Below are 26047 nucleotides of genomic sequence, written 5' to 3' on the forward strand. Positions count from 1 at the left end.
GTTACTTCGTCCTCCGCCGAGCGTGCGTCCACGGCGGCCCAGACGCCGGATCCTCACCTTGAGCGCACAGTCGCTGACGCCACGCCGACGCCAACGTGGCGATGATCCCGCCGTCGGTATCGCTGCTCGTCACACGGATATCCGTCCAGCCGAGGCCCGTCACCGCGTCATGCCGGCGAATGCTTTTGTTGAAGGCGTACCGCGTCTGGCGGTGATGGTCGCCTTCGTAGTCGAGCCCGATCATCATGTCTTCCCAGCCCATGTCGAGTTCGGCGACGAGCACGCCGCATTCGTCGTAGACGGGGATCTGGGTCTGCGGTGGCGGGAAGTCATGATCCATGACGAGCAGCCGCAGGTAGGTCTCCTGCGGCGACTCCGCCCCCGGGTCGACGAGGTTCACGATCTCGCGAGCCTGCCGGATGCCGCGTCGGCCCTTGTACCGATCGGCGAGCAGTTCGACATCCGCGATCTTCATCCGCGTCGCCCGGGCCAGAGCATCGATCGCGGCGACCGCCCGCTTCCTGGGGTATCGACGGGCGATGTCGAGCGCGGTCCGTTCCGGCGTGGTGACGCGTATCCCGCCGATGGTCTGCACTTCGTCCGCCCCGACGGAATCGGACCACACATGCAGTCCGCGCGGCGCTCTCCGGTTGTCCCACAACACTTCTGCAGGCGCATTGGCGCTCACCCACTTCGAGCCGTGGAGCGCTCCCGCGGAACGGCCGGCAACGATCCCTTCGCCCCCGGTCCACAACGCCGCGGCTCTGGCTTTCGAGACTGCTGTCGGCTCCGTTCCCGCTGCCAGGTAGACGTCCGGATAGAGCGCAGCGAATCGCGTCCTCAACACGTGTCGCGTCAGCCGGCGTTCGCGCAACGCCTCGCTGCCGATGAATGGTTCCCCCATGGGCGAAGTCTGCTTAGGGATACCGACACGTTCCGCAAGCCGCTCACCGAGCGTGCGCTCGGGGCGGAGAAAGGCTCGATGTACCGCCCTCACCGCACGCTCGGCGCAGAACCCCGCCGGCTACTCCGCGACGATCGAATCCCCCTGCACGCGGATCGCCACCGGCTCGAGCGGCCTGCTTGCCGGACCATTGGCGACGGCGCCGTCGAGGCTGAACTTGCTGCCGTGGCAGGGGCAGTTGATCGTCCCGTCGGCGACCTCGTTGAGCAGGCATCCGGTGTGCGTACACACCGCCGAGAACCCCTTGTAGTCCCCTGCGACGGGCTGAGTCAGGACCACCTCGCCGACGATCACTCCTGAGCCGACCGGCACCTCGGCCGTGGTCGCCAACGCCTCCCCCGCCGGCTTCGACGACTCCGGCGCAGAGGACTCGGGAGGAGCCGAGGACCCACCAGACTCCGAGCCACCGGAGCACGCCGCGACCGCGGCCGCCGCCAAGCCGACCCCCGCTCCGGCGAGCACCGTCTTCCTCGGAACCATCACCATGCCGATCACCTTTCCGTCGAGCCCGCTGCCGGAGGGCTGTTCCGGCAGCACGTTCCGTGTCAGCCGGGCAGGACCGGCAGCGCACCGGCAACCATCAGCGGGCGCACTTCGACCCATCCCGGGTCTTCGGCTGCCGAGCCGGACAGCTGCACCACGCCTCGTCCATCGGCGACGTACACCGCTGACGGGTTGGCGGCGACCGTCTTGACGGGCATCAGCAGGTTGCGGCTGGGCCCGTCGGAGTTGACCCCGTCGAGGTTGACGTAGGACACCGGGTTCTGCGGATCTGTTCGCGTGACGACGATGTCGTCGCCCGTCCGCCACGACAGCGAGACCGCCGTCTGGCCGAGGCCGTAACCGAGACGGCGCGGATAGGTCAGCGCGAAGCCGCCGTTCGGCGTCTGCTCGATCCCGGCGAGGATGACCTTCCCGTCGATCACCATCGCCGCGCGCGTTCCGTCGCGGGACAGCTGCAGCTCGGCGATCGCGCCCGGGAAGCGTGTCAGCACCGCGGTGGCGTCGACGGGGATGCGGGCGGGCTGCCCGGACGCATCCTGGATGACGCGCACGACGTTGTTGGCGTCCACGACGACCCAGATGGCGTCGTCGAGAGACCAGCTCGGGCGGCTGAGCATGCGACCGTCCAGCGCCTGAGAAGCGTTGCCGCCCAACGGCCCTACCCACAACGACGACGCCATGTCGGGCGCACCGGGCCGCAGCGTGACGATCGAGGCGACCTCCTGGCCCGACCGCGACAGCGACGCCGCGATCTGGCTCGGCATCTGCCCGAACGGCCCCGTCACCCGCGGTGCACGCTGACCGTCGAGCCGCACCAGCGATCCCCCGACCAACGCGTGCAGTCCTGCGGCCGCACCGTCGAGGGCGCCCGGGTCGGTGGCGGCCACATCGCCGGTGTCCCAGCCCTCGGCGAAGCGATCGTCGAGTGCGGCACCGTCGGCGTTGATCACGTACGGGCCATTGATTCCCGACCGCGACAGTGTCCAGATCAATTGCGCAGCAAGCAGTTGCCTGCTGTGCGGATCGGTCGTCGACAGATTCTCCAGGTCGATCCGCGCGCCGCCGTACCCGCGACCGATGCCGGTCTTGCCGCCGTCGGCCCGCGTGACCGGGCCGCGTAGCCGCAGCGGCGGACCGAGCAGGTTGCGCACCGTCTTATCCATCTCCGGTCGCGGTCCGGCAATCAGCTTGCTGACCAGTTCGGTGGCCAGCTGGTCGGGTTCGGACACCGCGACGTAGCGAGGATCTGGGACCACCGTCTTGCCCGTCGGGTCGGCGAAGTACAACGTGTGCCGCTTGTAGGTGGCCTGAAACTGCTGCCAGTCCAGGAACACTCCGTTGGGCAGGCGGTCGATGCGCCAGCCGCCTGTCGTCTTGACCAGTTCGATCGGGCCGGGGTCGGGCAGCGCGCCGTCGCCCGTCTCGAACACACCCATGTCCGACAGCGACCCCAGGATGTCGGCCCGCATCGTCACCGAAACCCGTTCGGGTGTCCGGGTTTCGACGAACACCACATTGTCGATCAGTAGTGCGCTACCGGCGTCGTCCCATGCGCTGGACGCGGATTCGGTCAAGAACTGGCGCGCGGCGAGATGCCGGTTCGCGGGATCGGCGGTGGCCTTGAGGAATTCGCGCAGCAGCACGTCGGGGTCCATGCCGGGTGTCGGCTTGGGCAGGCTCGGCGGAGCGGGCCGATCGACGGTGCCGATCGCCTGGGGTGACGACGAGCTGGGGACACCCGCGCAGCCGGCCAGGACGAGCGCGAGCGCGCACAACACGGCGGCGAGCGTACGTGTCACACGCTCTCCCCGGCCGGTTCGCGAACCCGGCGGCTCGCCGGCGGGCCTGAGCGCTCGATGGGTTTGACCGGCAGCGGGCTGCTGGTCACCTTGTGCCCACGCACCAGCGGGAGCGTCAACCGGAAGCAGGCACCCTTACCCGGTTCGCCCCAGGCCTCCAGCCGGCCCTGGTGCAGCCTCGCGTCCTCGATGCTGATTGCCAGACCCAGACCCGTCCCGCCGGAACGCCGCACGCGCGACGGGTCGGCGCGCCAGAACCTGCTGAACACCAACTTCTCCTCGCCGGGGCGCAGGCCGACGCCGTAGTCGCGGACGGTGACGGCGACCGTGTCCACGTCGGCGGCCATCCGGATCCGCACCGGCTTGCGCTCGGCGTGGTCGATGGCGTTGGCGATGAGGTTGCGCAGGATCCGCTCGACGCGGCGCGGATCCACCTCGGCGATGACATCCTCGGCGGGCACGTCGACGATCATCTCGACGCCGGCGGCATCCGCGAGGTGCCCGACGTTGTCCAGCGCGCTCTGCACGATGGATCGCAGATCGACTGCCTCGACGGCCAATTCGGCGACGCCGGCGTCGTGGCGGGAGATCTCGAGCAGGTCGTTGAGCAGCGACTCGAAGCGGTCGAGCTCGTTGACCATCAGCTCGGTGGAGCGCCGCAGCGCCGGGTCGAGGTCTTCTGCGTGGTCGTGGATCAGGTCCGCCGCCATGCGCACGGTCGTCAGCGGGGTCCGCAGCTCGTGGCTGACGTCGGAGGTGAAGCGCCGCTGCAGGTTTCCGAACTCTTCGAGCTGGGTGATCTGGCGCTGCAGGCTCTCGGCCATGTCGTTGAACGACACGGCCAGGCGCGCCATGTCGTCCTCGCCGCGTACCGGCATGCGTTCGGACAGATGACCTTCGGCGAACCGCTCGGCGATCCGCGACGCCGAGCGCACCGGCAGCACGATCTGGCGCGCCACCAGAAGGGCGATGGCCGCGAGCAATCCGAGCAGCACGACACCGCCGGTGGCCATCGTCCCGCGCACCAGCGCAATCGTGGAGTCCTCGTTGTTCAACGGGAAGATCAGATAGAGCTCAAGATTCGTGACCGGAGACGATGTCGGGCTGCCGATGATGAGGGCCGGCCCGGAGAAACCGTCGGTGTGCACGGTGGCGTACTGGTAGCTGACCTGGCCGGCTTTGACGAATTCGCGCAACGTGTTCGGGACCTGGTCGATCGGACCGGCCGCGGTGGCCGCGCGGGGGCCGTCACCGGGGACGACGAGCACCGCGTCGAACGTCCCCGCGAGCACCGGCCCGGTGTCGGCCTTGCGGTCGATCAGCGTGTTGCGTGCCAGCTGCAGGCTGCTGTCGAGCGAGCGGGTCTCCTCACCGCCGACGATGCCGCTGACGGTGGTGCGGGCACGCTCGATCTCCTCGGTGGCGGCGCCGACCTTCACCTCGAGGATGCGGTCGGTGATCTGGCTGGTCAGCACGAAGCCGAGCACCATGATGACGGCCAGCGACAGCCCCAGCGTCAGGGTGACCACGCGTAGCTGTAGCGAACGTCGCCACGCAAGGCTCAATGCACGGCCGAGCGCACCCAGGCCGCGGATCAGCGGAGCTGACCGACGGTGGATGCGCCGCCTAGAGCCGAAGATCATCGAGCCAGTCCTACGGCGGTCCGGCTTTGTATCCCACTCCTCGAACGGTCAGCACCACCTGCGGGTTCTCCGGGTCCTTCTCGACTTTGGCCCGCAGACGCTGGACATGCACGTTCACCAAACGGGTGTCGGCGGGGTGACGGTAACCCCACACCTGTTCGAGCAGCACATCACGAGTAAACACCTGGCGTGGTTTCCGTGCCAGCGCCACCAGCAGGTCGAACTCTAGCGGTGTCAGCGAGATCTGCTCGCCCTGCCGGGTGACCTTGTGTGCCGGGACGTCGATGTCGACATCAGCGATCGAGAGCAGTTCGGCGGGCTCGTCCTCGTTGCGCCGCAGCCGGGCGCGCACACGGGCGACGAGCTCCTTGGGCTTGAACGGCTTCATGACGTAGTCGTCGGCACCGGACTCCAGGCCGAGCACCACGTCGACGGTGTCGGTCTTGGCGGTCAGCATGACGATCGGCACGCCGGAGTCCGCGCGCAGCACGCGGCACACGTCGATGCCGTTCATGCCGGGCAGCATGAGGTCCAACAGCACCAGATCGGGTCGGAGTTCGCGCACGGCGGTCAGCGCCTGGGTGCCGTCACCGATGACCGCGGTGTCGAAACCCTCCCCCCGCAACACGATGGTGAGCATCTCGGCGAGCGAAGGGTCGTCGTCGACTACCAGGATCCTTTGCCTCATGGTGTCCATGGTGTCACCAGATGGCGATAAACCCCCGCTACCACACTGGGCGTTTTGCGTCTTTACCGGATTCGTCTCGGAATTAGCCCGAGAGATCTAGCTGACAGCCTCGATGACGTCGCGCTGCTCGCTGATCGACCGCATCACCTCGTAGCCGATCTGGCGGACGCTGGCGATGACGGGGCTGCCGCACAGTGATTTGTCCGCGCACCCCGCGACCACCCAGCCCAGCGACGGGCTGCTCTCCAGCGCATCGCGCGCGGCTGCGGATTCCGGGTCGTGGGCGTGCCCGAGGGCGAGCACGAGTTGCTTGCGGGAGTACTCGGCGCCGTCGGCGTCCTTGACGACGGGGTTGGTCCACCAGTCGCCGAACGGAATCCGCGTGCCGCTGAAGATCTGGTCGCCTCCGCGGGTGCGGATCGGGACCGGCGGATACATGGCGAGCTTGGGCACGAACTCCCCCGCGCCGTGGTGGCGGCTGCGGATCCGCATGAGCGTCAGGCCGGCCGTCGAGCACGTCGTCTTCGGGTTGGGCACCCCGGCGGTGTCGACCCATGTCAGCGTGTCGCGCAGACCCAGCCGGTCGATCACCGCGTCGGAGTCATCACAGTGATGCAGCAACGCGCCGAGGTGGCCCGCCAGGGACTTGGCCTCGATGTGCCTGCCCTGGTCGAACCGCTCGCTGGCCGACCTGATGGCCGACAGCAGGTCCTCCAGTGCCTGCAGCGACTCCGCCTGTGTACGCAGTGGAACGAGCAACGAATCCCCCTCGTCGTGACCCGTCGCCGAAGCGACTTCCCCCTTGGGCCGGAGCTTAACTGCCGATTCGTCAATTCGCTCGGCTACGGAACTTTCAGCTGACCGGCAAGCTCGGCTGCGTCGACGTCGGGGGGGACGACCGCCCATCGGCCACCCCACTGCGCGGCGGCCAACTCGGCGTAGACCGCCCCGGTGCGCCGCTGCAGTCCGTCGTCGCGTTCGTAGGCGTCGCGAGCGCGGTCCGCCTCTTCGGCGGCGCGGTTGACCGCGCGCTGCGCCGCGAGTTCGGTCGGAACATCCAGCAGCACCTGCCAATCGGGGACCGGAAGCTGCAGGCGCCCGTATTCGAGATCGCGCACCCATTCGACGACCTCACCGTCGGCGCCCTGGTGCAGGCGCGCCGCGCTGTAGGCGGCGTTGGAGGCGACGTAGCGGTCGAGGAGGACGGCGGTGTGCGTCGATGTCAGCTGCTCGATCTCCTCCCGCGCGCCCGCGCGGTCGAGAGCGAACATCACGGCCATCGCATAGACGGAGCCGGCGAGGTCGCCGTGCTTGCCGTGCAGGGCTTCGGCGGCGAGGTCGGCGTGCACCGAGACGCCGTAGCGCGGGAAGGCGAGAGTCGCGACGGAGCCGCCGTCGGCCTCGAACGCGGCACGAAGGCCGTTGGTCAGCGTGCGCTTACCCGCGCCGTCTACACCCTCGATGACGATGAGCACTGGGCGAGCCTAATCCAGTGACATTTTCGGGCGGTAAGCAAACATTGACTGGCGTTACAGCACGCCTCATAGTTTTCGAATGCGGGGATCTCAAAGGTTGGGCAAAGGTGCCGATTTTGCGGTGGCGGCGGGAGTGGGCGCCGCGGTCTTCATGGGGTGGGGCTGCGCGGTCGCGTCGGCCGACGAGCCCGCGGACTCCGGCCAGAGCGATTCCTCGGAGCAGCGCGACGCCGGTCCGGCGCGGGCGAAGCACTCTGTGGAGCGCGCCGATCGAAGCGTCGATGAAACCGACGCAGACGTGGACTCCGGGGCCGACGACGCGCCCGACGAGGACGTCACCGACCACGAGGTGACCGACCAGGACGACGACGACGACCGTGACGACGACACCACCGTCGTCGATATCGACGACGCCGATGAGCAGGTGACGCCGGACGAGGAAGCACCCGAGCCGCTGCCCGAGCCCGTCGCCGCCGCGCAGCTGATGACCGCGACGGCCGTCACCCGGCGAGAAGCCGTCACCCATCTCGCGGCGCCGCAAAACGAAGTCGTGTACACCGATGGGCCGAGCTTCTTCGATCAGGTCATCGTCACGAGCCTGTACGTGATGCGCGGGATCTCCAGCTTCATCGGGGTGGACTTCTACGGGCTCATCGGCAAGGTGTTGGAGAACGACGACCCGCCGTGGTTCGTGCGGGGCGGCCTCGACGTCCGCCGCACCGAGTTCGAGGCGTCCGAAGACAGCACGTGGGACGGCTGGGAGTTCCGCCCGCCCAACCCGACCGGCAAGACCGTGATCGCCGTGCACGGCGGCGGGTTCATCGTCGAACCGCTTGTCACCCACTGGCTCGACTACGCACAGATGGCCCGGGAGACCGGTGCGACGGTGATCGTGCCGATGTATCCGCTCGGGACGACCGAGGCGGGAACGGCGGTCAAGGTCGTGCCCGCGATGGCTGAATTCATCTCCGCCCAGATCGACACGTACGGCGCGCAGAACGTGAGCATCTACGCCGACTCGGCGGGTCCGTCGTTGGCGATGGCGGCGGTGCGTGAGCTGATCCTGGCCGGCAAGCCGGTGCCCGCCGGCATGGTGCTGCTGTCGTTCACCCCCGACGGTTCACTGTCCAACCCGGACATCTACGAGGTCGACGACCCGATCATCGACCTCGACAATCTCGACTTCTACATACGCGAAAACCATTGGGGCGACGGCCTGGATCCTCGCGACCCGTTGCTGAGCCCCCTGTTCTTCGAAGACGAGGTGTTCGCCGCGCTCCCGCCGACGACGATCTATGTGGGCGAACTGGAGTACGCCCTGCCCGACACCCTTCTGCTGCACGACAAGTGGTCGGCCGCGGGCGGCGTGGTGTCGACCGTCGTCGGCGTCGGGCAGTTCCACGACTGGGCGCTGGGCGGCTTGCCCGTCAACTCGCAGGCTCCCAAGGTGCGGCCCGACATCTACCGGCAACTGGGTCTCAATGATGTTGCGCCAGGGCCGAAGACGATCACGACGGGTCCGCCCACCTACAGCGACCGGCTGGTTGCGGACATTCTGCGCACCCTGCGATGGCTCAACGAGGAGACGGGCATCAAGATCCTCACCGGCTTCGCCTCGGGGGCTACCTACGACTCGCCGCCGCGGCTGCTGACGCTCGGCTTGGATGTCACCGAACGCGAGTACAACGGCTGGACGGTGTGGGAGCTGGCTTCGCCGGAGCCGACGGGTGAGATCGTCGTCGCGCTGCATGGCGGAGGCTTCGCCACCGAAGCCAATGTGCTGCAGTGGTCGGACTATGCGCAGATGGTGCGCGACACGGGGGCGACGGTCCTTGTCCCGATCTATCCGCTGGCACCGCCGAAGGGCACCGGCACGGTCACCACGTTGGTGCCGCCGATGGCCGACTATCTGTCGCTGTTGATCGACGAGCACGGCGTCGACAATGTCAGCCTGTACGGGGACTCGTCCGGTGGCTCATACGCCGTGCTGGTGGTGCAAGAGATGCTGCGCCGCTGCCGATCTGATGTGCAGTGCGTCATCTCGCAAGCTCAGCCGTCCCGAATGGTCCTCGTCTCCCCCGCCCTTCACATCACGCTGACGGGACCGGACATCGACGCAATCGACGATCCGATCCTGCCCCGCAACAAACCTGGCGAGGGCCCGCGCTACAACGGCGATCTCGACCTGAATCATCCACTGGTGAACCCGTTTTCGAGCGAGGACTTGACCGGCATGCCGCCGACGGCGATCTACATCGGGACCCAGGAGAAGCTCTATCCCGGCGCTCTCGCGTTCCGCGACAAACTGCTGTCCCAGGATCCGGCCGCAGACCTGACGGTTGTCATCGGAGACGGGCAGTTGCACGGCTGGGCGCTGGGCGGCATCGTGGTCAACTCCCAGGCGCAGCTCTGGCGGCCCAACGTGTACCGGCAGCTGGGGCTTTTACCGACCGACCGGTATGTGACGCTGCAGGTCGCCTAGTCGCCGGTTGCGTTGACCACCAACTGGTTTCGCGCGGAGTCGAGGTAGCCGGTCGCCGCCCACCCCGGCGTGCTCAACGCGTCGTTCAGCGCGGGGCCGGTCGCGAACGGGCCGTCCGACACCTCGACGCGGATTTCCGGGGCGACCTCGGGGGGCGGCACCTGCGCCGGGTTCGTCAGGTCAGCCAGCGCACGTGCCGTCTGCGGTTGCAGTGTGATGACGGCGTCGATCCGATACGTCGTCGGCCCCGGCACGCGTGGGTCGGCGTTGTTCCATGTCACCCAGGTGGCGCCGACCGGCGTGCCTATCGCGGGGAAACGGCTCGTCAAAGGCGCGGTGTCGGTGCGGGTTTCGCGGACGATGTCCGCGGGCGGCGATGAGCATGCTGCCGCCACCCCGCACAGCACCAGCGCCGCGAACCGCTTAGCCGGCGACGCTGGATTGCAGGACAACGGTATTGACCGGCGGATCCAGGAACACCCGGGTGCTCCTGCGTGGACCGCCGAAGAAGATGTTGAGCTCGACGCCGGTCAGGAACGGCCCCGGCGGCAGCTCGGGTTCGAGAACCTTCTGGACCGCGGGGCGATGGCCGAGGTCCTCGGCGCCGTACTTGTCGACCAGGCCGGCCATCGTCTCCGGGGTGACCTCGACGACCGCGTCGATCCACTGCAGGCTCAACTTGGTCGTCTGATCTTCGGAGTTGTCCCACGCGATCCACGATGCCGCCACAGGTGGCCCCAGCGCGGGGAATGTCGTCGCGAGTTCGTCGGTGTCGTGCCGCACCTCGGCGACGGGCCCGGAGGAGGCGACCTCGGACTGGCCGCCAACCTCCTCGGACGCCGGCTGGCCCTGACATGCCGTCAGGGCCAGCGCGACGCCGAGAAGTAGTGCTACGGAGCGGGACACGTCAGTAGCGGTAGTGCTCCGGCTTGTACGGACCCTCGACGTCGACGCCGATGTACTCGGCCTGATCCTTCGTCAGCTTGGTCAGCGTGCCGCCGAGTGCCTCGACGTGGATCTTGGCGACCTTCTCGTCGAGGTGCTTGGCGAGGCGGTAGACCTCGTTGTCGTACTCGTCGTTCTTGGTCCACAGCTCGATCTGCGCGATGACCTGGTTGGAGAAGCTGTTGCTCATCACGAACGACGGGTGACCGGTCGCATTGCCCAGGTTCAGCAGGCGGCCCTCGCTCAGCACGATGATCGACTTGCCCGACTCACCGAAGGTCCACTCGTCGACCTGCGGCTTGATGTTGATGCGGGTGGCGCCGGAGCGCTCCAGTGCCGCCATGTCGATCTCGTTGTCGAAGTGGCCGATGTTGCCCAGGATCGAGTGGTCCTTCATCGCCTTCATGTGGTCGAGGGTGATGATGTCCTTGTTACCGGTCGAGGTGATGACGATGTCGGCATCGCCGATCGCCTGCTCGACGGTCACCACGTCGTAGCCGTCCATCAGCGCCTGCAGGGCGTTGATCGGATCGATCTCGGTGACCTGGACGCGGGCGCCCTGGCCGGCCAGCGACTCCGCGCAGCCCTTGCCCACATCGCCGTACCCACAGATCAGCACCTTCTTGCCGCCGATGAGGGCGTCGGTGCCGCGGTTGATGCCGTCCACCAGCGAGTGGCGGGTGCCGTATTTGTTGTCGAACTTGCTCTTGGTGACGGAGTCGTTGACGTTGATGGCCGGGAACGCCAGCTCACCGGCGGCGGCGAACTGGTACAGGCGCAGCACGCCGGTGGTGGTCTCCTCGGTGACACCCTGGACCGACTCGGCGATCTTGGTCCACTTGTCCTTCTCGGTCTCGAAGCGCTCACGCAGCACTCCCAGGAAGACCTTCCACTCGGCCGAGTCGTCCTCTTCGGCGGGCGGGACGACGCCGGCCTTCTCGTACTGCGCGCCGCGCAGCACCATCATGGTGGCGTCGCCACCGTCGTCGAGGATCATGTTGGCGGGCTCATTCGGCCAGGTGAGCATCTGCTCGGCGGCCCACCAGTACTCCTCCAAGGTCTCGCCCTTCCAGGCGAAGACGGGAGTGCCCTTGGGCTCCTCGACCGTGCCGTTCGGGCCGACGACGATCGCGGCGGCGGCGTGGTCCTGGGTGGAGAAGATGTTGCAGGAGGCCCAGCGGACTTCGGCGCCGAGTGCGGTCAGCGTCTCGATCAGCACGGCGGTCTGCACGGTCATGTGCAGCGAGCCGGAGATGCGCGCGCCCTTGAGCGGCTGGACGTCGTGGTACTCGCGGCGGAGTTCCATCAGGCCGGGCATCTCGTGCTCGGCCAGGCGGATCTCCTTGCGGCCGAATTCGGCCAGCGAAAGGTCGGCGACCTTGTAATCGATGCCGTTGCGGACATCGGCGGTCAACGCAGTCATGTAGAGCCCCTCTTGTGGTTCGTCAATTGCCTATGAGCGCACGGATGTGCAGCGACAACATCCGCGCAGACGCCCATGGGCCTGCGGGCTCGCGGGACAGGCGCTCAGCGCTCTGCCGGCCAGGGACGTCTATGACACCGTAGCGCCTCCGGCTGAACACCAGCACGTCGCCGTCCCGCTCAGGACTCGATGACGCCGTAGCGTTCGGCGAACGGCGTCATCAAACGGGCCAGGTCGCGGGCCACATCGTGATCGGCCTCCGGCGGCATCGAGATGTAGCTCATGGCCAGCCGCACGATCGCCCTGGCCAGCACTCCGGCGTCCTCGTCGCTGCAGCGCACCCAGCTGCTCATGAACGACTCGGTCAGCCGCGACGAGCAGTGGTTGATGATCGGCGCGCTGTCGGTGGTGATCAGCTGCAGCAGGTCGGGCTTGGATGTGCCGGTCAACAGTGAGATGACCAGCGGGTCGGCCGCGGACTCGACGAAGAAGTCGCGGAAGCCCTGCAGGAACGCGGCGTAGACGTCGCCGACGTTGTTGTTGATCGCGGTATGGATCTGGTCGACCAGACGATCGGCGAGCCGCATCGCGTAGCCCTGCGCGAGGCCTTGGCGCGACCCGAACTCGTTGTAGATGGTCTGGCGGCTGATGCCGGCGGCCTTGGCGACGTCGGACAGCGTGATCTGCGACCAGTCTCGGGTGACCAGCATCTCGCGCATGCCGTCGAGGATCGAGTCGCGCAGCAGCACCCGCGACGCCTCGGCGTAGCTGATGCGTTTGTCGTTGACCCCACCCACAGGCGCGACAATAACGGTTGCGCGCAGCGCCCCGCTTGCGGCGAGGGTCATGAGCGCACCCCCGTCGCCCCGCGAGCGCGCGTGTCTGCACGGCGCTGGTCGGCGTGTCGCGTGCATTCGCGCCCGCTCGCCACGATCGAGTGTGCGTTCACGGCCGGGCGACCTCGACCATCTCGAAGTCCGACTTGGCCGCGCCGCAGTCGGGGCAGCTCCAGTCCTCGGGGATGTCCTCCCAGCGGGTGCCCGGCGCGATGCCGTCTTCCGGCCACCCCTTGGCTTCGTCGTATTCGAATCCGCATTGCACGCAGACGAACAGCTTGTAGTCGGTCATTTCTTCACTCCTGTTTCTTCGAAGTCGACTTTCTCGCGGACCGCACAGTCGGGGCAGCACCAGTCGTCCGGTATGTCGCTCCAGGCCGTCCCGGCCGGAAAGCCTTCTCGCGGTTCGCCTTTGGTTTCGTCGTAGACGTAGTCACAACCGGGGCAGCGGTAGACCGTCATGCCGGCTGCCCGTACTGCGCCAGCACCTTGTCACGCATGCGCGGGTGGATGTTGACCCTCGTGATGTCGCCGTCGTAATGAGCGAGGACGCGATGGTCCATCACCTTGCGCCACAGGGGCGGAAAGTAGGTGAGGCCGATCATCGACGCGTAGCCGCTGGGCAGGTTCGGCGCGCCGTCCATACTGCGCAGCGTCTGGTAGCGACGAGTCGGGTTCGCGTGGTGGTCACTGTGGCGCTGCAGGTGGTAGAGGAACAGGTTCGTGACGATGTGATCGGAGTTCCAGCTGTGCACCGGGGCACACCGTTCGTAGCGGCCGTTGTCGAGTTTCTGCCTCAGAAGTCCGTAATGCTCAAGGTAGTTCACGGTTTCCAGCAGTGTGAAGCCGAAGATCGCCGAGATCAGGACGTACGGGATCAGCTGTAGACCGAAGATGGCCAGCAGTGCGCCGTAGAGGACCGCCGACATCGCCCACGCGTTGAGCACGTCGTTGGACCAGTGCCACGTGCTCTTGCCGCTACGCTCGAGCCGCTTGGCCTCCAGTTCCCACGAGGACTTCAGGCTTCCGAACACGCTGCGCGGCAAGAACTCCCAGAACGTCTCGCCGAAGCGTGCCGAAGCGGGGTCCTCCGGGGTGGCGACCCGAACGTGATGGCCGCGATTGTGCTCGATGTAGAAGTGGCCGTAAAGCGTCTGCGCGAGCGTGATTTTCGCCAACCAGCGCTCCAGCGAGTCCTTTTTGTGGCCCATCTCGTGCGCGGTGTTGATCCCGACGCCGCCGAGGAGGCCGACCGAGAGCGCCAGCCCGATCTTGGCCGGCCACGGCAACGCCCCGTCGAAGCCCAGCCAGCTCAGATCGGACGCGGTGAACAGATACGCGCCGAAAATCACGCTGGCGTACTGGAACGGGATGTAGATGTAGGTGCAGTAGCGGTAGTACTTGTCGTTCTCCAGCTGCTCCATCACCTCTTCCGGCGGGTTCTGGCCGTCGGGGCCGAAGAACCGGTCGAGCGCAGGCAGCAGGACGTAGAGAAGGATCGGCCCGATCCACAGCGGCACCTGGGCGGCCGCGTGCCAGCCGATCTGGTTGAAAGCCCACACCAGCGGCAGCATCACGAACAGCGCCGTGGGGGCGATCAGGCCCATGAGCCAGAGGTAGCGCTTCTTGTCGCGCCACTGCTCGACGTTCGGAGCCTCGGACATTTCCTGCGTGGTCACCTCGATGCCTCCTTGCTGTGAGTACGATCACCTGTTGCAGTTGACTATAGACGCACTTTTGTCACTGGTCTAGACACAAGGGCTTATTTTGTAAAAACAGCAGCGCCGCGAGGGCGCTTGTCTGCACACCGAAGCCCCGCGTGTCGTGCGCTTTCGCGCACGCTCGATCACGACGAGCGCGCGTACGACACCGCGAACCGCGGCGTGTCTGCGTGCAGACACGCGCCCTCGCGGGGCGAGAGAGGGAACGAGGTCAGACCTGGGAACGCTTGCCCACCAGCGAGTGCCTGCGGCCGTAGAGGAAGTACACGACCACGCCGATCGCCATCCAAATCGAGAAGCGGATCCACGTCAGGCCGGTCAGGTTCAGCATCAGCCACACACACGCGATGATCGACAGGATCGGCAGCACCGGAACCCACGGCGTGCGGAAGCCGCGCTTCAGATCGGGCCGGGTGCGCCGCAGCACGATGACACCCGCCGACACCAGCACGAATGCGAACAGCGTGCCGATGTTCACCATCTCTTCGAGCTTGTCGATCGGGAACACCGTGGCCGTCACCGCCACCACGAATCCGACGATCAGGGTGATCCGCACCGGCGTGCCGTGCTCGTTGGTCTTCGCCAGCTGGCGCGGCAGCAGCCCGTCCCGCGACATCGCGAACAGCACCCGCGTCTGCCCCAAGACGAGCACGATGACGACGGTCGTCAGCCCGGCCAGCGCGCCGATCGAGATGACCTTCGCGGCCCAGTCGACCCCGTTCAGTGCGAACGCCGTAGCGAGGTTTGCGGTCTCGGCCTCGCGCAGTTCCTTGTAGCTGACCATGCCTGTCAGCACCACCGCCACCGCGACGTAGAGCACGGTGACGATGCCCAGCGAGGCGAGGATGCCACGCGGCACGTTGCGCTGCGGATCCTTGGTCTCCTCGGCCGTGGTCGCGACGATGTCGAACCCGATGAACGCGAAGAACACGATCGACGCGCCTGCCAGCACGCCGTACCAGCCGTATGCGCTGCCCTCGGCGCCGGTGATCAACGAGAACAGCGACTGCTCGGTGCCCGATCCGCCCTCACCGGGTTCCGGTGACGGAACAAACGGCGAGAAATTGGCGGCCTTGATGTAGAACGCGCCGACGATGACGACGAGCAGCACGACCGCGACCTTCAGCGCGGTGATGGCCAGGCTGACCCCTGCCGACAGCTTGGTGCCCATCGCCAGGATGGCCGTCACGAACGCGATGATGATCAGTGCGCCCCAATCCACTTGCAGACCAGCCACTTCCGCAGTGCCACCGGCAAACCCGAAAACGGTGCCGAGATAGCTGGACCAGCCCTTGGCGACGACGGCGGCTGCGACGGCGAACTCGAGTATCAGGTCCCAGCCGATGATCCACGCGACGAACTCCCCGAACGTGGCATACGAGAACGTGTAGGCGCTGCCCGCCACCGGAACGGTCGAGGCGAATTCGGCGTAACAGAGCGCCGCGAGCCCGCATGCGATCGCGGCGATGATGAACGACACGGAGATCGCGGGTCCGGTCAGGTTCGCCGCGGTCGAGGCGGTGATCGTGAAGATGCCGGCGCCGATCACCACCGACACACCGAAAACGGTCAGATCCCACCAGTTCAGGTCCCTGCGCAGTTTGGTGTCGGGCTCGTCGGTGTCGGCGATCGACTGCTCTACAGACTTCAAGCGCAACTTGCCAGCCGTCTGCGCACCGGGCTCCTGGGCCATCAACCGTCCTCGTTTCGTCATCGTCTGAGCGGAATGTACCCACTACCCACCGTTACCGTGGTGGCCAATGGGTCAAAAACACGCGATCGTGATCGGTGCGAGTCTCGGCGGGCTGTGCGCCGCCCGAGTCCTGTCGAACTTCTACCGTCAGGTAACGCTGTACGAGCGCGACCCATTGCCCTCCGAGCCGGCCCACCGGACGGCGACCCCCCAGAGCAGGCACGTGCACCTGTTGATGGCGCGCGGCGCGATGACGTTCGAGGAGCTCTTCCCCGGGCTGCTCGACGACATGGTGGCCGCGGGTGTGCCGATCCTGGAGAACCGGCCCGACTGCATCCATTTCGGGGCGGCCGGCCACGTATTGGGCACCCAGCACAGGTTGCAAGACGAGTTCACCGCCTACGTGCCGAGCCGAAAGCATCTGGAATGGCAGATCCGGCGCCGGGTCGCCGACATCGACAATGTGACGCTGCTGCACGGCGACGTCGACGAGCCGGTGTTCGACGGCCGGCGGGTCACGGGCGTGCGGACCTCCGACGGGGCGACGGTCGAGGCCGATCTCGTGATCGACGCGACCGGACGCGGCACCCGGTTGCCGACGTGGTTGGCGCAGTGGGGTTTTGACAAGCCCCGCGAGGACACCGTCGATGTCGGTATCAGCTATGCCACCCACCAGTTGCGAATTCCGGACGGCCTGATCGCCGAGAAGGTGGTCGTGGCCGGTGCGTCGCACGATCAGCCAGTCGGTATCGGCATGCTCTATTACGAGGACGGCACCTGGGGCATGACCACGTTCGGCGTCGGAAAGGTTCCGGCCCCGTCCGACTTCGACGAGATGTGCGCGGTCGCCGACGAGATTCTGCCTGCGCATGTGGCCGCAGCGGTGCGCCAGGCCGAGGTACTGGGCGACATTGCGCTGCACAAGTATCCGACGAGCAGGTGGCGCCGCTTCGACAAGTTGGACCGCTTCCCGGAAGGAATCCTGCCGTTCGGCGACGCGGTGGTCAGCTTCAACCCGACGTTCGGGCAGGGCATGACGATGACGTCGCTGCAGGCCGGCCACCTGCGCCGGGCACTGCTGGCCCCCGACGTGGAGTCGACGTTCCTCAGGGCCACGGCCAAAACCACCTGGCCGGTGTGGACGATGAACGCGATCGGCGACCTGACCCTGCACCGCGCGGAGGGCCACTCGCCGTGGTGGTATCGCCCCGTGGGGTCGCTGTTCGATCAGTTCCTCGGTGCTGCCGAAACGGATCCTGTTCTCGCGGAATGGTTTCTGCGTCGCTTCAGCCTGCTCGACAGCCTCTACATGGTGCCGTCGGCACGACTGGTCGGCCGCACGATCCGGCACAACATGACGTTGTGGGCTAAATCCCGACGGTCACCCGAAAGAGCTTTGTCGGTTCCTGCGCGACCAACCTGATCGGGCCGTCGTCGGCGGCCACCCACGCGGCGCCGCCTCGATCGAGGACCACCGCGCTGGATTTGGCGTGCACCGTGGCACTGCCCTGGGTGCAGAGCAGCATCTGCGGACCTTCGTGCAGGCTCGGGGCATCGATCTCGTGTCCGAGCTGGTCGCCGTCGATACCTAGTACCGACACTGCGAATTCGGGCGCCGGTGTGGGATAGACCATTTCGCCGCCGTCACGGATCACCTCGGGAACGACGAGGACGTCCTCGGCGGGGGTGAAGTCCAGTACCCGCAACAGCTCGGGGACGTCGACGTGCTTGGGTGTCAGACCGCCGCGAAGGACGTTGTCCGAGTTGGCCATCACCTCGACGCCGACGCCTTCCAGGTAGGCGTGCAGATTGCCGGCGGGCAGGTACAGCGCCTCCCCCGGAGCCAGGGACAACCGGTTCAGCAGCATGGAGGCCAGCACGCCCGCATCGCCGGGGTAGCGCTCCCCCAGCTCGAGCACCGTCTTGGCTTCGCGGGCGAATTCCCGCTCCCCCGACCGCACATAGTTGATCGCACCGTCGATGACGGCGGGGACCAGCATGTCGAGATCGGGCTGCGGGCAGGTGATCCACGTCGTGAACAACGCCCGCAGGCCGTCCTCATCGCGTTGCCCCGACAGCAGGCTGATGTAGGGATCCAGGCCCGCGACCCCGAGTGCCTGCATGAGCTCGACGGTGCGTGCGGCGGGCCGGAAGCCGGCCAGCGCCTCGAACTGGCTGAGCGCGACGATGATCTCGGGCTTGTGGCTGCGGTCGCGATAGTTGCGGTCGGGGGCTGTGATCGGGATGCCCATGCGATCTTCGCGGGCGAAACCCTCCCGCGCCTGCTCGGAGCTGGGGTGGGCCTGCAGCGACAACGGTTCGTCTGCGGCAAGCACTTTCAGCAAGAAAGGCAGAGTGTCGCCGAAGCGTCCGCGCACCGCGGGACCGAGTTCCCCCTCGGGGTCCGCGCGCAGCGCGTCGAGCAGGGACACCTCGCCGTCGTCGGTCTGCAGCCACGCCGGATCCCCCGGATGAGCTCCGAACCAGAGTTCGGCCTCCGGGTGTGCCGTAGGGCTGGGCGCTCCAACGAAATCGGCAATCGCGGTTCTCGAACCCCACGCATAGGTCCGCACCGCACCTCTGAGCAGATGCACTCGTCTCAACCTCGAACCAGCCGCCGGTAGACCGCCGCCATCTCGAGGCGGACCGCCAGCAGCGCCAATTGTTCTTCGGGACGCGAGGATCCGGGCATCGGTGCTGAGCCCGGTTCGCTGTTCCCCCCTTGTTCCCGGACATCCAGCGCGTCCGGTATGTCTTTGGCATTGACGACGTGAATGTCGTCGAACCCTCGCAACCGGGCAGACACGGCCGGCCGGTCGGCGTCGGTGGTCAACACGATGGTGCGCGTGCGCGGTGGCAGCGGGCCGTCGATCTCCTCGTCGTGGAAGATCGACGCCGCACGTGTCCCGGTGTCTCGCCCCCACCCCGATCCGATGGCGACCAGCGCGTCGGTCAGTCCGACGGCGGCGACCGCCTGGTGGGCGATGCGCAGCATCACGGTGCACGCGTGCCGGGCCAGGGCGAGCGTCGCGGCGGAGTCGCCGGCGAAAACCACCTCCCGGTCCTGCATCCGCTCCGCGAGACCCTTGGCCGGATTGGTGAAAAGGTCACGGCCGGCACTGTTTCGGAATGCCTCGGCGTCGAGTTCGTCGGCCAGCGCCGACAGGTCCGCCGAGAAACCTGGCGAGATCGCCTGCAGCACAGCCAGCCCGGCAGCCAGGTAGCGGGCCAGCCCGAAATCGTCGGGGACGGGCAGCCGCGGCGGCAGCGCCACCGACCGTCCCGCGGTGGCGTCGCGCAACGGTCCCTCGTACGGAGCCACCACCACGACGCGGGCGCCACGGCGGACCGCGGTGGCCGCGGCGGTCACCAGCGCGGGATGTCCGGGGTCGTCGCCGGCGACGACCAGCACGTCCAGCGCCCCGATCCAGGCGGGGGCCTCGGAGGCGACGACGATCGGTGCTCCGATGGACCGGCCGAGCTGGACCGCGAGCATCGTCCCGGCCGTCTCGGCGGTGCCGTGACCGGCGACCCACACGATGGTGCGAGGCGGGGTGTCCGAGCGAATCGCGTCGAGGTCACCCTCGTCGAGCGCCGCGGAGGTGGCACGCACCTGCGCGCCCGCCATCGACGCGGCACGGAGCAAACCCAGACGGTCGGCGGCAAGCAGGCCGTCGGCATCGTCGAGGTCGACTTCGGTGGCCGACAGCGGGCTGGCGCTCACGTCGATTCCTTTGTCCCCGAGGTGATGTACCCGCCGATCTCGTCGACAAGCTCCTTGACCTCTTCAGCACTGCGTGCCTCCACGTTCAGGCGCAGCAAAGGTTCGGTGTTGGACATCCGCAGGTTGAACCAGCGGCCGTCGCCGAGGTCGACCGTCACCCCGTCGAGGTGGTCGATCGCATGGACCCGGGACCCGAACGCCTGCAGTACGGCATCGACGATCGCCGGCGCGTCGGTCACGGTGTAGTTGATCTCACCGGAGGCTTCGTAACGCTGGTAGTCCGCCATCATCTCCGACAGCGGCCGGTCCTGTTCGGCGAGCGCGGCAAGCACATGGAGGGCGGCCAGCATTCCGGAGTCGGCGCCCCAGAAATCGCGGAAATAGTAGTGCGCCGAGTGCTCGCCGCCGAAGATCGCGCCCGTCTCGGCCATCAGGCCTTTGATGTAGGAGTGGCCGACGCGCGAACGTACCGGTGTGCCACCGCGTTCGGCGACGAGCTCGGGCACGGCCCGGGAGGTGATCAGGTTGTGGATGACCGTCGCGCCGATCTCGCGCTGCAGTTCGCGCGCGGCCACCAGTGCGGTGACGGCCGACGGGGAGACCGCCTGTCCCCTCTCGTCGACGACGAAGCAGCGATCGGCGTCACCGTCGAAGGCCAGCCCGATGTCGGCCCCGGTCTCCAGGACGTAGGCCTGCAGGTCGACGAGGTTCGCCGGGTCGAGCGGGTTGGCCTCGTGATTGGGGAAGTTCCCGTCGAGTTCGAAGAACAGCGGCGACAGTTTGATCGACGAGATCGGCCCCAGCACACCGGGTGTGGTGTGGCCGGCCATGCCGTTGCCGGCGTCGACGGCGACGTGCAGTGGCCGCACCCCACCGATGTCGACGAGGGAGCGCAGGAAATCGCCGTAATCGGAGAGCACGTCGCGATCGCTGCTGGTGCCCCGCGGACCGTCGTGGCCCGGGACACCGGCGATGACCTCGTCGCTGATGACGGACAGGCCGGTGTCTTTTCCGACCGGCTTGGCACCCGCGCGGCACAGTTTGATGCCGTTGTAGGCCGCGGGGTTGTGGCTCGCGGTGAACATCGCGCCAGGGCAGTCGAGCAGGCCGGAGGCGAAGTACAGCTGATCGGTCGATGCGAGCCCGATCCGCACGACGTCGAGTCCCTGCTCGAGCACACCATCGGCGAACGCCTCGGACAGAGCCGGCGAACTCTCGCGCATGTCGTGGCCGATGACGACCTGCGTTGCGCCATCGCGCACCAGACGCGCGAAGGCCGCGCCGACGTCGCGCACGAAGGCCTCGTCGATCTCCTCGCCGACAAGTCCGCGCACGTCATACGCCTTGATGACACGCTGTACCGCCTCGGCGGGACGAGACATGAGACTCCTTGGACGAAGAGACTGTTCTACAGAATCAGCCTAGCCGTCGCGCACCGTCTCCACGGCGACTCACGTTGCCTGTTATCCCGTCGACATCGCAAACCTGCGAAAAGCGCCGGCAACGACGGAGATGTCGCCGCTCCGAGCTATTCGGCGGGGTCGGGCAGCACGCGCAGATGTCCCCGGCGGCGCCCGTTGGTCTCCGGCCTGCGGGTCGGCGGAGCCATCAGCGCCCCGCCGTGCGCCCCGGTGACGGGATCGGAGAATCCCGTCGTGAACCCTGCGGTCACCCCCGGGGGGACGGCGCCCTCACGACCTTCTCGGACTGCATCGGCAAGCGCCACCAAATCGTCGTCGTCGGGATGCGTGGGCAGCGGGCCGGCATGCCGGACGAGCTCCCAGCCGCGCGGAGCGGTGATGCGGCCGGCGTGCATGACACACAGATCCCACGAGTGCGGCTCGGACACGGTGGCCAGCGGGCCGACGACAGCCGTCGAGTCTGAGTAGACGAAGGTGAGCGTCGCGACCGCATAGTGCGGGCACCCAGGCCGGCAGCAGCGACGGGGAACATTCACAGCGGAAGGTTATCGTGCACAATCCCCCGCGAGGGCGCGGACACGCAGCCGCAAGCGGCCCGAAGCCCAACCGTTACGATCTTTTTCGTGACACGGCGCCAGCATCGCGGTTCGCGGCGCGGCCGGGAGATGCGCGGCCCGTTGCTTCCGCCCACCGTTCCGGGCTGGCGCAGCCGCGCCGAACGCTTCGACATGGCGGTGCTGGAAGCCTATGAACCCATCGAGCGGCGCTGGCACGAGCGAGTGGCCACCTTGGATGTGGCGGTCGATGAGATTCCCCGGTTGTCCCCGAAGGATCCCGAGAGTGTGCAGTGGCCGCCGGAGGTGGTGGCCGACGGTCCGATCGCATTGGCCCGTCTGATCCCCGCAGGGGTTGATGTCCGCGGTAATTCGACGCGGGCGCGAATTGTGTTGTTCCGCAAGCCGATCGAGCGCCGGGCCAAAGACACCGAAGAGCTGACCGACCTCTTACACGAATTGTTGGTGGCTCAGGTAGCCACGTATCTGGGCGTTGAGCCGTCGGTCATCGACCCGACCCTGGACGATGACTAGCGGCTCGATACTGCTTGGTTAGATGATGCCGCGCTTGAGGCGCCGGCGCTCGCGCTCGGACAGGCCGCCCCAGATGCCGAAGCGCTCGTCGTTGGCGAGTGCGTATTCGAGGCACATGTCCTTCACCTCGCACCCCTGGCAGATCCGCTTCGCCTCGCGGGTGGAGCCGCCCTTCTCGGGGAAGAACGCTTCGGGGTCGGTCTGAGCGCACAGGGCACGCTCCTGCCACTGATCCTCGTCGGCGACGTCGGAACCGTCACCGAACGGATCGATGTGCTCGGGCACCAAACTCAATTGCGGGCGTCCGTTCGCGCCACTCGGTGCTGGTCCGGTCTGGATGTGCGGCGCACTTCCTACCGAGCCTAGGAGCCTGCTGTCGAACCGTACTGCGTCGCCGAAATCGGCCTGTTCAAATGCCATTTCCCCTCCTCCATGGGTCTCGTAGTTCCGTATATGCCAGCCCCACTGTCGAACGTGAAGCCATCCCAATTCGAACAAGTGATCGAATCTTGGTCTGCGACACCGAAACCGGCCGGAGAACCGCGAAATGACACTGCTGTGATTACACACGCGTTAGCTGTCACGGTCAAGCGGTAGAACAGGAATTCATATCATTCCGTGACGGGATTTCGGCGCGTCGCGCTGTGGCGTGTCTGTCACGCTCCCCTCGGCGTCCGGTCGGGCCTCGCCAACGCCTACTCTCGTTCGTTGTGAAGGTCACGGTTCTGGTCGGCGGCGTCGGTGGTGCTCGCTTCCTGCTCGGTGTCCAACATCTGTTGGGCTTGGGGCAGTTCAAGACTCACGATACCAATGAGCATGAAGTGACTGCTGTGGTCAATGTTGGCGATGACGCATGGATGTTCGGCGTGCGCATCTGCCCCGATCTCGACACCTGCATGTACACCCTCGGCGGCGGGATCGACCCCGAGCGCGGCTGGGGCCACCGCAACGAAACCTGGAATGCCAAAGAGGAACTCGCGGCCTACGGGGTTCAGCCGGACTGGTTCGGGCTCGGCGACCGCGACCTGGCCACCCATCTGGTGCGCAGCCAGATGCTGCGGGCGGGCTATCCCCTCTCGGAGGTCACCGAGGCGCTGTGTAAGAGGTGGTCCCCCGGCGCGCGGCTGCTCCCCGTCACCGACGACCGCAGTGAAACGCACGTCGTCATCACCGATCCCGGCCCCGGCGAGTCGGCCGGCGAGAAGCGTGCCGTGCACTTTCAGGAATGGTGGGTGAAGCACCGCGCGCAGGTCCCCACGCACAGCTTCGCTTTCGTCGGCGCCGACAAGGCCACTGCCGCACCCGGTGTCACCGACGCGATCGAGAACGCCGACGTCGTGCTGATCGCGCCGTCCAATCCGGTCGTGAGCGTCGGCGCGATCCTCAACGTCGGCGGTGTCCGGGGCGCTCTGCGTTCGACCAAAGCACCCGTGATCGGCTACTCCCCGATCGTCGCCGGAAAACCGTTGCGCGGCATGGCCGACGCGTGCCTGAGCGTCATCGGGCTGCCCAGCACGTCCGAAGCCGTGGGCAATTACTACGGCGCCCGGTCGGCGACCGGCATCCTCGACGGTTGGCTGGTGCACGAAGGGGACGCCGCTGAGATCGACGGTGTGACCGTACGGTCGGTGCCGCTACTGATGACGGACCCCGCCACCACCGCCGAGATGGTGCGCGCAGGAATGGAACTGGCCGGGGTGTCACCGTGAGCGATCACGGGACATCGGCGCGCATCGAGTTGCTGCCCGTGTCCGGCCTTCCGGAGTTCCGTCCCGGTGACGATCTCGCCGCGGCCATCGCAGCGGCCGCCCCGTGGCTGCAGGACAACGACGTCCTCGTCGTCACGAGCAAGGTGCTGTCCAAGACCGAGGGCCGGATGGTCGCTGCACCGTCGGATCCCGACGAACGGGACGCGCTGCGGCGCAGACTGATCGACGGGGAGGCGGTACGCGTGCTGGCGCGCAAGGGCCGCACGCTGATCACCGAGAACGCGTTGGGGTTGGTGCAGGCCGCTGCGGGCGTCGACGGCTCCAATGTCGACACGCACGAATTGGCGCTGCTGCCCGTCGATCCCGACGGGAGCGCGGCCCGTCTGGTCGCAGCGCTGCGAGACCGACTCGGTGTGACGGTCGGCGTCGTGGTGACCGACACCATGGGGCGGGCGTGGCGGACGGGGCAGACCGATGTCGCGATCGGCGCCGCAGGACTTCAGGTACTCCATGCCTACGCGGGTGAACACGATCAGCACGGCAACGAACTGATCGTCACCGAGATCGCCGTCGCCGACGAGATCGCCGCGGCGGCCGATCTGGTCAAGGGCAAGCTGACCGCCGTGCCCGTCGCGGTCGTGCGCGGTCTCGATCTCCGCGACGACGGGTCGTCCGCGCGGAATCTGGTGCGAGCCGGCGAGGAGGACCTGTTCTGGCTCGGTACCGAAGAGGCCATCGCGCTCGGCCGTTCGCAGGCGCAGCTGTTGCGGCGCTCGGTGCGCCGATTCGCCGCCGAACCTGTTGACGGTGCGCTCATCGAAGCCGCGGTCGGCGAGGCGCTGACGGCGCCCGCACCGCACCACACCCGGCCGGTGCGGTTCGTCTGGGTGCAGGATTCGGCGCTGCGGGTTCGATTGCTCGACGCGATGAAGGAGCAGTGGCGCGCCGACCTCAGCGGCGACGGCCGCGACGCCGAATCCGTGGAGCGCAGGGTCGGCCGCGGGCAGATCCTCTACGACGCACCGGAATTGATCATCCCGTTCATGGTTCCCGATGGCGCGCACAGCTATCCCGACGAGAAGCGCACCGCGGCCGAGCACACGATGTTCACAGTCGCCGTCGGCGCCGCGGTGCAAGGTCTGCTCGTCGCCCTCGCCGTACGCGGTGTGGGCAGCTGCTGGATCGGCTCGACGATCTTCGCGCCGGACCTGGTGCGCACGCAGCTCGACCTGCCGCAGGACTGGGAGCCGTTGGGGGCCATCGCCATTGGGTACCCCGAGGAGCCCCTGGGCCCGAAGGACCCGGTCCCCACCGATGGTCTGCTGGTCCGCAAGTGAGCCTGCACCAGTCGGCGGTGGAGGTGCTCACCGCGTGGGATGCGCCCGACCCTGAACAGGATTCGCTGCGGCATGCCTACCTGGCATTCCTGGCTGCGCGCGAGGACGCGTGTCTGCGCAAGTGCGTTTCTGGCCACCTCACCGGCTCGGCGTTGGTGCTCGATCACACCGGCACGCAGGCGTTGCTGACATTGCATCCGCGGTTCGGGCGTTGGCTGCAGCTCGGCGGCCACTGCGAACCCGAGGACGAGACGATCGTCGCGGCGGCGCTGCGGGAGGCGACCGAGGAGTCGGGCATCGAAGGGCTGGCCATCACCTCGGAACCTGCTGCGCTGCATGTGCATCCGGTGACCTGCTCGCTGGGCGTGCCGACCCGTCACCTCGACGTGCAGTTCGTAGTGCGCGCGCCCGAGGGTGCGCAGATCGTCCGCAGTGACGAGTCCCTGGAACTGCGGTGGTGGTCGCTGGACCGTCTGCCCGACGATGTCGACTTCGGCCTGGCCCAGCTGGCAGCCGCCGCCCGCCGCCTCGCGTGAGACCGCCACCTTTCGCCGCGAAATATCATTCCGGGCTGCTGAAATAGGGTTATCCACAG

General features: G+C 67.3%; 26 protein-coding genes. 6 read left to right on the top strand and 20 right to left on the bottom strand.

Features of this window, described 5'->3' with window-relative positions:
- Window position 1 precedes the first annotated feature (1 nt).
- From ACAG24_RS06805 to ACAG24_RS06835, 7 genes are all read right to left on the bottom strand, one after another.
- On the bottom strand, window positions 2-904 hold the full coding sequence (locus ACAG24_RS06805; RefSeq protein ID WP_370472551.1) for a type IV toxin-antitoxin system AbiEi family antitoxin: 903 nt from the start codon (window positions 902-904) through the stop codon (window positions 2-4).
- A gap of 120 nt (window positions 905-1024) precedes the next feature.
- Window positions 1025-1450: a QcrA and Rieske domain-containing protein gene (locus ACAG24_RS06810; RefSeq protein WP_370472550.1), complete on the bottom strand. Its 426-nt coding sequence runs from the start codon at window positions 1448-1450 to the stop codon at window positions 1025-1027.
- Window positions 1451-1509: 59 nt separating this feature from the next.
- Window positions 1510-3267 (bottom strand): MtrAB system accessory lipoprotein LpqB, encoded by a 1758-nt coding sequence (lpqB, locus tag ACAG24_RS06815; RefSeq protein WP_445206174.1) that lies wholly within the window; start codon window positions 3265-3267, stop codon window positions 1510-1512.
- The gene (gene mtrB / locus ACAG24_RS06820; RefSeq protein ID WP_370472549.1) at window positions 3264-4910 is read right to left on the bottom strand and encodes an MtrAB system histidine kinase MtrB; all 1647 of its coding nucleotides are present in this window, start codon (window positions 4908-4910) and stop codon (window positions 3264-3266) included. Before mtrB ends, lpqB begins: the two co-directional genes overlap by 4 nt.
- A 10-nt stretch (window positions 4911-4920) precedes the next feature.
- A complete protein-coding gene (gene mtrA, locus ACAG24_RS06825; RefSeq protein WP_024448556.1) occupies window positions 4921-5607 on the bottom strand; it encodes a two-component system response regulator MtrA in 687 nt (228 codons plus the stop codon).
- A gap of 87 nt (window positions 5608-5694) precedes the next feature.
- Window positions 5695-6357, bottom strand: coding sequence for a hypothetical protein (locus ACAG24_RS06830; protein WP_370472548.1), 663 nt, complete (start codon window positions 6355-6357; stop codon window positions 5695-5697).
- 83 nt (window positions 6358-6440) lie between these two features.
- Complete coding sequence (locus tag ACAG24_RS06835) at window positions 6441-7073, bottom strand: dTMP kinase (protein WP_370472547.1); 633 nt, start codon at window positions 7071-7073, stop codon at window positions 6441-6443.
- 121 nt (window positions 7074-7194) lie between these two features.
- Here ACAG24_RS06835 and ACAG24_RS06840 point away from each other — a divergent pair, with 121 nt between their 5' ends.
- The gene (locus ACAG24_RS06840; protein ID WP_370472546.1) at window positions 7195-9555 is read left to right on the top strand and encodes an alpha/beta hydrolase fold domain-containing protein; all 2361 of its coding nucleotides are present in this window, start codon (window positions 7195-7197) and stop codon (window positions 9553-9555) included.
- Here ACAG24_RS06840 and ACAG24_RS06845 read toward each other — a convergent pair.
- The 8 genes from ACAG24_RS06845 to ACAG24_RS06880 form a co-directional block, all read right to left on the bottom strand.
- Entirely contained in the window at window positions 9552-10007 is a 456-nt protein-coding gene (locus tag ACAG24_RS06845) for a hypothetical protein (protein WP_374150772.1), read from the bottom strand. The two genes, ACAG24_RS06840 and ACAG24_RS06845, sit on opposite strands and share 4 nt — an antisense overlap.
- On the bottom strand, window positions 9979-10461 hold the full coding sequence (locus ACAG24_RS06850; protein ID WP_370472544.1) for a hypothetical protein: 483 nt from the start codon (window positions 10459-10461) through the stop codon (window positions 9979-9981). Before ACAG24_RS06850 ends, ACAG24_RS06845 begins: the two co-directional genes overlap by 29 nt.
- A gap of 1 nt (window position 10462) precedes the next feature.
- Window positions 10463-11923, bottom strand: a complete 1461-nt coding sequence (gene ahcY / locus ACAG24_RS06855; protein WP_370472543.1) for an adenosylhomocysteinase — start codon at window positions 11921-11923, stop codon at window positions 10463-10465.
- A 179-nt stretch (window positions 11924-12102) separates the two neighbouring features.
- On the bottom strand, window positions 12103-12771 hold the full coding sequence (alkX, locus tag ACAG24_RS06860; protein ID WP_370472542.1) for a TetR family transcriptional regulator AlkX: 669 nt from the start codon (window positions 12769-12771) through the stop codon (window positions 12103-12105).
- A 97-nt stretch (window positions 12772-12868) separates the two neighbouring features.
- Window positions 12869-13051, bottom strand: a complete 183-nt coding sequence (locus tag ACAG24_RS06865; protein WP_370472541.1) for a rubredoxin — start codon at window positions 13049-13051, stop codon at window positions 12869-12871.
- Window positions 13048-13221 (bottom strand): rubredoxin, encoded by a 174-nt coding sequence (locus tag ACAG24_RS06870; protein WP_370472540.1) that lies wholly within the window; start codon window positions 13219-13221, stop codon window positions 13048-13050. The genes ACAG24_RS06865 and ACAG24_RS06870 overlap by 4 nt, the downstream gene beginning before the upstream one ends.
- Window positions 13218-14423 (bottom strand): alkane 1-monooxygenase, encoded by a 1206-nt coding sequence (locus ACAG24_RS06875; RefSeq protein ID WP_370472662.1) that lies wholly within the window; start codon window positions 14421-14423, stop codon window positions 13218-13220. The genes ACAG24_RS06870 and ACAG24_RS06875 overlap by 4 nt, the downstream gene beginning before the upstream one ends.
- 268 nt (window positions 14424-14691) lie before the next feature.
- The gene (locus tag ACAG24_RS06880; RefSeq protein ID WP_370472661.1) at window positions 14692-16173 is read right to left on the bottom strand and encodes an APC family permease; all 1482 of its coding nucleotides are present in this window, start codon (window positions 16171-16173) and stop codon (window positions 14692-14694) included.
- A 67-nt stretch (window positions 16174-16240) separates the two neighbouring features.
- Here ACAG24_RS06880 and ACAG24_RS06885 point away from each other — a divergent pair, with 67 nt between their 5' ends.
- Window positions 16241-17596: an FAD-dependent oxidoreductase gene (locus ACAG24_RS06885; RefSeq protein ID WP_370472539.1), complete on the top strand. Its 1356-nt coding sequence runs from the start codon at window positions 16241-16243 to the stop codon at window positions 17594-17596.
- On the opposite strand, the gene manA is transcribed toward ACAG24_RS06885, so the two are convergent.
- From manA to ACAG24_RS06905, 4 genes are all read right to left on the bottom strand, one after another.
- Entirely contained in the window at window positions 17541-18767 is a 1227-nt protein-coding gene (manA, locus tag ACAG24_RS06890; RefSeq protein WP_370472538.1) for a mannose-6-phosphate isomerase, class I, read from the bottom strand. The genes ACAG24_RS06885 and manA overlap by 56 nt on opposite strands.
- A 5-nt stretch (window positions 18768-18772) precedes the next feature.
- Entirely contained in the window at window positions 18773-19897 is a 1125-nt protein-coding gene (locus tag ACAG24_RS06895) for a TobH protein (RefSeq protein ID WP_370472537.1), read from the bottom strand.
- Window positions 19894-21279 (bottom strand): phosphomannomutase/phosphoglucomutase, encoded by a 1386-nt coding sequence (locus ACAG24_RS06900; protein ID WP_370472536.1) that lies wholly within the window; start codon window positions 21277-21279, stop codon window positions 19894-19896. The genes ACAG24_RS06895 and ACAG24_RS06900 overlap by 4 nt, the downstream gene beginning before the upstream one ends.
- 146 nt (window positions 21280-21425) lie before the next feature.
- Window positions 21426-21854 (bottom strand): DUF3499 domain-containing protein, encoded by a 429-nt coding sequence (locus tag ACAG24_RS06905; protein ID WP_370472535.1) that lies wholly within the window; start codon window positions 21852-21854, stop codon window positions 21426-21428.
- 129 nt (window positions 21855-21983) lie between these two features.
- Here ACAG24_RS06905 and ACAG24_RS06910 point away from each other — a divergent pair, with 129 nt between their 5' ends.
- A complete protein-coding gene (locus ACAG24_RS06910; RefSeq protein ID WP_370472660.1) occupies window positions 21984-22406 on the top strand; it encodes a metallopeptidase family protein in 423 nt (140 codons plus the stop codon).
- Window positions 22407-22424: 18 nt separating this feature from the next.
- On the opposite strand, the gene ACAG24_RS06915 is transcribed toward ACAG24_RS06910, so the two are convergent.
- The gene (locus ACAG24_RS06915) at window positions 22425-22826 is read right to left on the bottom strand and encodes a WhiB family transcriptional regulator (RefSeq protein WP_370472534.1); all 402 of its coding nucleotides are present in this window, start codon (window positions 22824-22826) and stop codon (window positions 22425-22427) included.
- A gap of 335 nt (window positions 22827-23161) precedes the next feature.
- Here ACAG24_RS06915 and cofD point away from each other — a divergent pair, with 335 nt between their 5' ends.
- Genes cofD through ACAG24_RS06930 form a run of 3 tightly spaced genes read left to right on the top strand, consistent with a single transcriptional unit; the run spans window position 23162 to window position 25988 of the window.
- Entirely contained in the window at window positions 23162-24115 is a 954-nt protein-coding gene (gene cofD, locus ACAG24_RS06920) for a 2-phospho-L-lactate transferase (protein WP_370472659.1), read from the top strand.
- Window positions 24112-25452 (top strand): coenzyme F420-0:L-glutamate ligase, encoded by a 1341-nt coding sequence (locus ACAG24_RS06925; RefSeq protein ID WP_370472533.1) that lies wholly within the window; start codon window positions 24112-24114, stop codon window positions 25450-25452. The genes cofD and ACAG24_RS06925 overlap by 4 nt, the downstream gene beginning before the upstream one ends.
- The gene (locus tag ACAG24_RS06930) at window positions 25449-25988 is read left to right on the top strand and encodes an NUDIX hydrolase (protein WP_370472532.1); all 540 of its coding nucleotides are present in this window, start codon (window positions 25449-25451) and stop codon (window positions 25986-25988) included. The genes ACAG24_RS06925 and ACAG24_RS06930 overlap by 4 nt, the downstream gene beginning before the upstream one ends.
- Window positions 25989-26047: the final 59 nt, after the last annotated feature.

The sequence above is a fragment of the Mycobacterium bulgaricum genome (assembly GCF_041287165.2).
In the GTDB taxonomy this organism is placed as follows: Bacteria; Actinomycetota; Actinomycetes; order Mycobacteriales; family Mycobacteriaceae; genus Mycobacterium; species Mycobacterium bulgaricum.

Coding starts and splice junctions, on each gene's coding strand:
- ACAG24_RS06805 (WP_370472551.1), bottom strand. CDS start 904: ATGGGGGAACCATTCATCGGCAGCGAGGCGTTGCGCGAACGCCGGCTG.
- ACAG24_RS06810 (WP_370472550.1), bottom strand. CDS start 1,450: ATGGTGATGGTTCCGAGGAAGACGGTGCTCGCCGGAGCGGGGGTCGGC.
- mtrB (WP_370472549.1), bottom strand. CDS start 4,910: ATGATCTTCGGCTCTAGGCGGCGCATCCACCGTCGGTCAGCTCCGCTG.
- mtrA (WP_024448556.1), bottom strand. CDS start 5,607: ATGGACACCATGAGGCAAAGGATCCTGGTAGTCGACGACGACCCTTCG.
- ahcY (WP_370472543.1), bottom strand. CDS start 11,923: ATGACTGCGTTGACCGCCGATGTCCGCAACGGCATCGATTACAAGGTC.
- alkX (WP_370472542.1), bottom strand. CDS start 12,771: ATGACCCTCGCCGCAAGCGGGGCGCTGCGCGCAACCGTTATTGTCGCG.
- ACAG24_RS06865 (WP_370472541.1), bottom strand. CDS start 13,051: ATGACCGACTACAAGCTGTTCGTCTGCGTGCAATGCGGATTCGAATAC.
- ACAG24_RS06870 (WP_370472540.1), bottom strand. CDS start 13,221: ATGACGGTCTACCGCTGCCCCGGTTGTGACTACGTCTACGACGAAACC.
- ACAG24_RS06875 (WP_370472662.1), bottom strand. CDS start 14,423: ATGTCCGAGGCTCCGAACGTCGAGCAGTGGCGCGACAAGAAGCGCTAC.
- ACAG24_RS06880 (WP_370472661.1), bottom strand. CDS start 16,173: ATGGCCCAGGAGCCCGGTGCGCAGACGGCTGGCAAGTTGCGCTTGAAG.
- ACAG24_RS06885 (WP_370472539.1), top strand. CDS start 16,241: ATGGGTCAAAAACACGCGATCGTGATCGGTGCGAGTCTCGGCGGGCTG.
- ACAG24_RS06900 (WP_370472536.1), bottom strand. CDS start 21,279: ATGTCTCGTCCCGCCGAGGCGGTACAGCGTGTCATCAAGGCGTATGAC.
- ACAG24_RS06910 (WP_370472660.1), top strand. CDS start 21,984: ATGCGCGGCCCGTTGCTTCCGCCCACCGTTCCGGGCTGGCGCAGCCGC.
- ACAG24_RS06915 (WP_370472534.1), bottom strand. CDS start 22,826: ATGGCATTTGAACAGGCCGATTTCGGCGACGCAGTACGGTTCGACAGC.